8 protein-coding genes and 1 riboswitch are annotated in these 8,010 nt (G+C 36.8%); of the genes, 1 reads left to right on the top strand and 7 read right to left on the bottom strand.

Annotated features, from left to right (window positions below; genetic code table 11):
- The 7 genes from metK to QZ055_RS06810 all read right to left on the bottom strand — a co-directional run.
- Nucleotides 1-922, bottom strand: a 922-nt coding sequence (gene metK / locus QZ055_RS06840; RefSeq protein WP_295825519.1) for a methionine adenosyltransferase, incomplete at its 3' end; no start/stop codon positions are given.
- A 49-nt stretch (nt 923-971) separates the two neighbouring features.
- Nucleotides 972-1,072: riboswitch (SAM riboswitch) on the bottom strand.
- 44 nt (nt 1,073-1,116) lie between these two features.
- Nucleotides 1,117-2,781, bottom strand: coding sequence for a SulP family inorganic anion transporter (locus QZ055_RS06835; RefSeq protein ID WP_295825516.1), 1,665 nt, complete (start codon nt 2,779-2,781; stop codon nt 1,117-1,119).
- Between the two features lie 64 nt (nt 2,782-2,845).
- Nucleotides 2,846-4,039 (bottom strand): bifunctional phosphopantothenoylcysteine decarboxylase/phosphopantothenate--cysteine ligase CoaBC, encoded by a 1,194-nt coding sequence (coaBC, locus tag QZ055_RS06830; protein WP_295825514.1) that lies wholly within the window; start codon nt 4,037-4,039, stop codon nt 2,846-2,848.
- Nucleotides 4,040-4,093: 54 nt separating this feature from the next.
- Nucleotides 4,094-4,309, bottom strand: coding sequence for a DNA-directed RNA polymerase subunit omega (gene rpoZ / locus QZ055_RS06825; protein ID WP_005386751.1), 216 nt, complete (start codon nt 4,307-4,309; stop codon nt 4,094-4,096).
- A 4-nt stretch (nt 4,310-4,313) separates the two neighbouring features.
- Nucleotides 4,314-4,943, bottom strand: a complete 630-nt coding sequence (gene gmk / locus QZ055_RS06820) for a guanylate kinase (protein WP_005386752.1) — start codon at nt 4,941-4,943, stop codon at nt 4,314-4,316.
- A gap of 8 nt (nt 4,944-4,951) precedes the next feature.
- The gene (gene remA, locus QZ055_RS06815) at nt 4,952-5,221 is read right to left on the bottom strand and encodes an extracellular matrix/biofilm regulator RemA (protein ID WP_005386753.1); all 270 of its coding nucleotides are present in this window, start codon (nt 5,219-5,221) and stop codon (nt 4,952-4,954) included.
- 14 nt (nt 5,222-5,235) lie between these two features.
- Nucleotides 5,236-6,117, bottom strand: a complete 882-nt coding sequence (locus QZ055_RS06810) for a YicC/YloC family endoribonuclease (RefSeq protein WP_295820277.1) — start codon at nt 6,115-6,117, stop codon at nt 5,236-5,238.
- Nucleotides 6,118-6,244: 127 nt separating this feature from the next.
- On the opposite strand from QZ055_RS06810, the gene QZ055_RS06805 reads away from it, so the two are divergent.
- Complete coding sequence (locus QZ055_RS06805) at nt 6,245-7,963, top strand: NFACT family protein (RefSeq protein WP_295825508.1); 1,719 nt, start codon at nt 6,245-6,247, stop codon at nt 7,961-7,963.
- Nucleotides 7,964-8,010: the final 47 nt, after the last annotated feature.

Genomic DNA, 8,010 nt, shown 5'->3' with positions numbered 1-8,010 from the left:
CTTCACATTTATCAGCAAGACCTGCTGCAACAACGTTTTTAGCTACATAACGAGCTGCATATGCTGCAGAGCGGTCAACCTTAGATGGATCCTTACCAGAGAAAGCACCGCCACCATGACGAGCCATACCGCCGTAAGTATCTACGATAATTTTGCGGCCAGTCAAGCCAGCATCACCATGAGGACCACCGATTACGAAACGGCCAGTTGGGTTAATGAAATATTTTGTATTTTCATCAACAAATTCAGCAGGCAATGCTGCATCAATAACAAAGCGTTTTAAATCAGCTTTAATTTGTTCTTGCGTAACTTCAGGGCTATGTTGTGTAGATATAACAATTGTATCAATACGTTTTGGTTTACCGTCAACATATTCAACAGTTACTTGAGTTTTACCATCTGGACGAAGATATGTTAAAGTGCCATCTTTACGAACTTCTGTAAGACGACGGGATAAACGATGAGCCAAAGAAATTGGCATAGGCATAAGTTCAGGTGTTTCATTAGATGCATAACCAAACATCATACCTTGGTCACCAGCACCAATTTTATCTAGTGCTTCACCATTACCTTCTTTAGATTCTAGCGCTTCATCTACGCCCATAGCGATATCAGCAGATTGTTCATCAATAGAAACAAGTACACCGCAAGTATCGCAGTCAAAACCAAATTTAGCACGTGTATAGCCGATATCTCGAACAGTATCACGTACGATGCGAGGAATATCCACATAAGTATTGGTAGAGATTTCACCTACTACATGAACTAGACCCGTAGTAACTAAAGTTTCACAAGCTACACGAGCAGTTGGATCCTTTTCAATAATCGCATCCAAAACAGCGTCAGAAATTTGGTCAGCTATTTTATCTGGATGGCCTTCAGTAACAGATTCAGAAGTAAAAAACATATGTTTTTCAGCCATTTTATCCTCCTAATACGAAAAAAAGCCTCTCATGTACTCATGAGAGACCCTCCCATCTAACGACATTTGTCATAGGAATTAGCACCTTTTCCTCTTGGAATGGTTGCTGTAGCTTCACAGGGCCTATCCCTCCACTACTCTTGATGAGTTACAGAAATATTATAGTGTATTTGCATTGATAAAGCAAGTCATTATTATATTTCTTTCGCCTCTAATAAAGCCAAATCGTGTTCAGCTTTGTGAAGAGCACTATCAAATTTTCGATACATATGATGGCGACCAAGAATATCTAGAAAATCAGACTTGTACATTTCGCGACGTATATCATAACTTACATCACTTAGTAACACCTCAATACCTCTCTTTTGCAGTTCTTCGATGATACTACGTAATATACGTAAGCCCGTTAAATCTACAAATGGTACTTTCACAAAACGAATTATCAAATATTTAGGATCTTTATGAATCGAATTTAATGCCCGATCAAAAGCACTTATAGCACCAAAAAATAACGGCCCTTCTACGGTATATACCATGATATCAGAGTGTATTGTGATTTCATGTTTAATCTGCTCAGATAATTCAGCACAACTTGCTTCGTGCACGTCAATAGTATTAACCATTTTACGCATGAATTGTAATACAGCGAGTACTACACCTACGTTTACGGCTACAACCAAATCTGTGAAAATGGTTAAAAAGAATGTGAGAAGCAAAATAACTTGATCTGGTCGTGGCGCTAAAATAAGCATGCGAACAAATCGCGGCGCATCACTCATATTATAGGCAACAACAAAAAGAATGGCAGCCATTGATGCTAACGGAATATAAACAGCATAAGGCGCTAAAAATAACAAAATAATGCATAGTGTTATGGCATGAATGATACCAGCTAATGGAGAATTACCACCTTGGCGAATATTGGTAGCAGTACGCGCAATCGCTCCTGTAGATGCAATACCACCAAATAAAGGGGCAAATACATTAGCCAGTCCTTGTCCAAACAACTCAGTATTTGATTCATGCTTTGTACCACTCATACCATCCGCTACAACTGCAGATAACAAAGATTCTATAGCACCCAGCATAGCAATGGTAAAAGCAGGTCCGATTAAAGTTAATATTTTATCAAAGCTTAGAATCGGTATAGAAAATTCTGGTAAACCTTGAGGAATGCCTCCAAAAGCACTACCAATCGTCAATACACTGGGAAATTGATAAACAGCTTGAATAATCGTAGCTACAACCATGGCCACAATAGGAGCTGGCACTTTTTTGATATACGGAATTTTAGGTAATATCAATAATAAAGCTAAACTTAATACGGCTATACCTAATGTCGGTAAATCTGAGTTTGGCAAAGATTGAATCATAGCCCACAATTTCTCATGAAAATGAACCATATAAGGTAATTGGGGAAATCCAAAGAAATACGGCCATTGACCAACCCAAATCGTAACCCCAATACCAGCTGTGAACCCCATAATAACAGGAGCCGGAATAAATCGGATAACTGTACCTAACTTCGCTACACTCATCAAGATAAGCATAATACCAGCCATCATAGTAGCAATTTGTAAACCTTCGAACCCATAGTTTACAACTATACTACTTAATAGGACGATGAAAGCCCCTGTAGGACCAGCAATCTGTACAGGTGAACCACCAAATAAGGAAACGAATATACCTGCAATAATAGCAGTATAGATACCCGCTTGCGGCGTAACTCCACTGGCGATAGCAAAGGCCATAGCTAATGGTAGTGCTACAACTCCTACCACCAAACCAGCAATAATATTATTGCTCCATTTATCTTTGCTTAACGAGCCATCCAAATAAGCTTTTTGAATAGCAAACATGTAAATAACACTTCTTTCTATGTACAACAAACTACAAAATTTAAGATACAATTATGTATCAGTGCTATTTATTTTTTACTAATTCCACAACTTCTTTCATAATGTTATGTGCTAACTCAGATTTTTTCATATTAGGCATTTCTTTTGGATCTTTATTAGGATATAAGAAGTAGCCTTCATTTGTATCTACATTAAAACCAGCATTAGACTTACTTACATCATTGGCTACAAGCATATCTAGATTTTTTCTAGCTACCTTATCTTGACCATACTCGATTACATGTTCTGTTTCTGCTGCAAACCCAACAAGAATTTGATGTTTCTTTTTAGCACCTAAACCTTGTAGGATATCTGGATTCTTAACAAGTTCTAATGTCATAGACTCCATTTTTTTGATTTTTTGCTCTGCTTTATGAAGGACTCTAAAGTCAGATACTGCAGCGGCCATAACAACTACATCTACCGTATCGTATCGAGATTCAACAGCATGTTGCATAGATAAGGCAGAATCAACAGGAACAAAATCTACTCCACTTGGTACAGCTAAAGATGTAGGAGCACTAACTAAAATAACATTAGCCCCCATGCGTGCTGCTTGTTCAGCAATGGCGTACCCCATTTTGCCGCTAGAACGATTCCCAATATAACGAACAGGATCGATGTTTTCTTGCGTACCACCAGCGGTAACAAGTACTGTGGTACCTTCAAGCTCATTAGATTTACACATCTGCGATTCAAGCCATTCTACAATGGCTTCAGGCTCTGGTAAACGACCCACACCAGTGATACCACAGGCTAGCCAACCTTCAGCCGGTTCCATAATATGGTATCCCAAAGTCTGTAATCCCTCTAAATTTCGTTGCGTAATGGGATTATTATACATTTCTGTATTCATAGCAGGACAAAGATATTTTGGCGCCGTAGTAGCCATTATTGTAGTTGTTAGCATATCATCTGCAATACCGGCATAAATTTTACCAATCACATTTGCTGTAGCAGGTACAACAACGTATGCATCTGCCCATGTTGCTAATGCAATATGCTCCACATCCCATTGGTGTACTTGTTCAAACATGTCGATAGCTACAGGATGTCCACTAATTTCACCAAATGTAAGTGGTGAAGCTATATGAGTGGAGTTTTCAGTCATAACAACCTTTACTTCAGCACCTTTTTTACGAAGTCGGCTTACTACTTCAATTGCCTTATACGCTGCAATACCTGCAGATACAGCGACAATGATATGTTTTCCGCGCATGTTCTTCTCCTTTTAAAAATTCCTTGTATCAAGGATACAAGGAATTGATTAATCTTATTTAATGCCTTCTTTTGTGCGTTTATAAGTCACTTCACCTTCGGCAATTTCATAGAATGCCAAGGATACAGGCTTGTCAGTTGCATGTGTAGATTCAGCTAAGCATTGTTCGCCATCTGTTAATTCACGAGCGCGTTTAGCTGCCAATGTTACCAAAGTATATTTGCTATCAACTTGACTTTCCAATTTTTTCAATGGAGGTTTTACCATCATACTATCACTTCTCCTTAGACTCTTGATACTGTTTATAAATAAATTGAATTTGTTCTTTATTACGACTAATCTTACAGGATTCTGCCCGTAAAATAGAAGCAACCTTCTCTGATGCCTCTCCGAGATCATCATTTACAACTATATAGTCATATCGATGAGCTAATGCCAATTCAGAACAAGCTAATGACAGCCGTTTATCAATAACTTCTTTCGCATCTGTACCGCGGTTATGTAAACGCTCAGATAACTCAGTTAAAGACGGTGGCACTATATAAATAAATACAGCATCACTAAAACGTTCTTTTACCTGCATAGCACCTTGAATATCAATTTCTAACAGTACACTTTTACCTTCATCTAATAAATCCATTACATGTTGTTTTGGTGTACCGTAGTAATTATCATACACTTTTGCATATTCTAAAAATGCATCTTCACTTAATAGAGATTCAAACTCTTCTTTTGAGCGAAAGAAATAATTGACCCCTTCCACTTCACCAACACGTGGTGCCCGTGTTGTCATAGAAACGGAATAAACTAGATTAGGCATTTCTTTTCGAATATTCGCACAAATCGTACCTTTACCTGCGCCAGATGGCCCGGATATAACGATTAATAATCCTCTGTCTGACATATGTACTCCTATGATTCTACTGTATCTTCGTCTACATCATATTGCACAAGTCGATGTGCTACGGTTTCTGGTTGAATTGCAGATAATACAATTTGACCACTATCCATAACTAATACAGCACGAGTCTTACGACCATATGTAGCATCAATGAGTAGGCCCTTATCACGTGCATCTTGAACCATACGTTTAATTGGCGCAGATTCAGGACTGATGATAGCCATAACACGGTTAGCAGATACCATATTACCAAAGCCTATATTCAATAATTGAATACTCATTTATGGACCTCCTATTACTCTACATTCTGTACTTGTTCTCTAATTTTTTCTAACTCACATTTAAGTTGAACCACAAACTCTGTAATACTTGAATCCATAGCTTTGGAACCAATTGTATTCACTTCACGATTCATTTCTTGCAAAATAAAATCCACCTTACGACCGATGGAATTCTCATCTACAAGTGTGTTTTTTAATTGTACCACATGTGAGGTGAATCGGACAATCTCTTCCGTAATATCAGTCTTATCAGCCAGTAAAGCTATTTCCTGCAAAAAACGATCTTCACTGATACTCGCTTCCAAAGAAACTAAGTACTCTTGAATTTTACCTTTTATATGCTCGCGATATGCTTCTACGGCTCCCGCCTTATTCTCATCAATATGTTTGATGACATTTTCTAAGGTAGAGATACGTGATAATAAATCTTGTTCAATATGTTTACCTTCTACCGTACGCATTGCTATTAGAGCATCTAATGCTTGAGTTGTAGATTCTTTTACTATTTCTGAAAGAACATCTTCTGCAATCGGTGTATCTTGTTGTTGTATCCATTCGTTAGAAATAGAATTGACCGCTTGCAAAGGTACCTTTTTAGGATCATCATAAAACTCTTCTTGAACAAGTAATTCTTGTATCTGTTTTCTCAATACACTGTTTATTGTAAAGGTCTTAGGTCTCTCTCCCGCATCTTGGATAGAAACCGATACTTCAACCTTACCGCGGGTAATTCGATCTTGTACTAATCCACGAATAATGGTTTCAAAAGGGTTTATTTGCTTTGGACTACGTATAAATAAATCAAGAAATCGCGCATTTACGGACTTTATTTCTACCGTGCAGGTAATGCCATCTTTGGTTGCCGTGCCAGAACCAAAACCGGTCATACTTTTCATGTGATATCCTCCTTAGCAGTTTTTATTATTGTACCACGAATTATACATTCCGTGTTTAAATACTAAGAATTATATGTACATTATGTTATACTAAACTATACTTCTAAATAAAATTGAAAGGAGTACTATGAATTTAGACGGACTTACCATGTCTGTTCTCGCTAAAGAATTAAACGAGCGATTACAAACAGGTCAAATACAAAAATTATATCAAATAGATAAAACTACATTACTATTTAAAATTCGAGCCCTTAACGAAGATCAAAACTTGATTGTTACAGTTGGTGCAACCCCTGCAATGTATCTTAGCAAACCGATCCAGGATTTACCAAAAGAACCAAGTTCACTATGTATGTTTTTACGTAAACATATTGAAGGTAGCCGCATTGTAAAGGTGGAACAAATTAATGGGGACCGAATCATGTGTATCCAAACGGATAAGCTTGAAATGGATGGGTCTATTACAAGTACATTTATCTATGTAGAATTAATGGGCAAATATTCAAACTGTATCTTTGTGCAAGATGGAGTCATTTTAGAATCCTTAATTCACGTATCCCCTTTAATGAATCGTGAACGGTCTATTAGTCCTAAACTTAACTATGAATTACCACCAAATGCTAATCGTGTAAGTTTGATGGACTTCGATTATGAAGAAATCAAAAATCTACTAACTTCCTTTGGTGATGGTACTGTACAGCAATCTATACGGGCCATCTTTAACGGCTTTGGCAAACCCTTATTAGATGAAGTATTATGGACTGCCAATCTAAATGGTGATGAATGTATAACTGATTTAAGTCCAGATCAATTAGATACATTAGCCAAGGCATTATATGAGCTAAAAGCAAAACTCCAAGACAGTCATGGCTTATTTACTTTAATCAATGATAATAATAAAAAGGCTCACGCAACCTTTACATTACACAACTATAAAGTACTTAAAGAATATAATACAATTTCAGAAGCTCTAGAAGAATCGATTCACAATACAAAATCTATTCACACTGCTGATAAGGAACTAGAAAAGATTTTAACAGCGGCTATCAAAAAAGAAGAAATCCGTCATCAAAAGATCAAAGATGAATTAGATGATACTAATAAAATGGACACCTATAAACTGTATGGCGATATCTTAATGATTAATGCCCACTTACAGGTACAGTATGAACCTTCTATTCAATTACCAAATCTTCTTTCTGAAGATGGAGAGTTATTAACAATCCCTTTAAAACCAAATCTTACGATTGTAGAAAACGGACAATGGTATTATAAGCTCTATACAAAATTAAAAAATCGTATGGTCAGCGGTGAATATCAACTTAATGCTAGTACTACAAAACTGGAATATCTCAAATCGATTTTATATAGTATTTCATTAGCCACTACCCGTGAAAGCTTAGAAGAAATTCGAAAAGAATGTATGGATGCGGGCATTATAAAAAAATCTAAAAAGCCACTATCTTATAAGCTAGGTAAATCGAATTACATTCATTTAACCATTGATGAAGGTGAAATATTTATTGGTCGTAACAATCAACAAAACGAATATTTAACCCATCGATTTGCAAAACCAACCGATATTTGGTTCCACACTCAAGATATTCAGGGTTCTCACCTCATATTAAGACTTAATGTAGAACCTGATGATATGATTTTATCTAAGGTTGCTCAATATGCAGCATATTTTAGTAAGGCTCGTGAAACTAGTAAGGTACCTGTAGACTACACATATATTAAAAATATCAAAAAACCACCTGGGTCTCCTCTTGGATTTGTTATTTTTAATACTCATCAAACAATGATTGTAGAGCCTAAAAAACCCGATAATTATACTGAATCATAACCACCCGTAGAACGGGTGGTTTGCTCTGACCCTATAAGGGTCTTTCT

It is taken from the genome of uncultured Veillonella sp., from assembly GCF_905209685.1.
Classification (GTDB): domain Bacteria; phylum Bacillota; class Negativicutes; order Veillonellales; family Veillonellaceae; genus Veillonella.
Note: the sequence above shows the minus strand (reverse complement) of the source record. Positions and strands in the feature narration are given on the sequence as shown.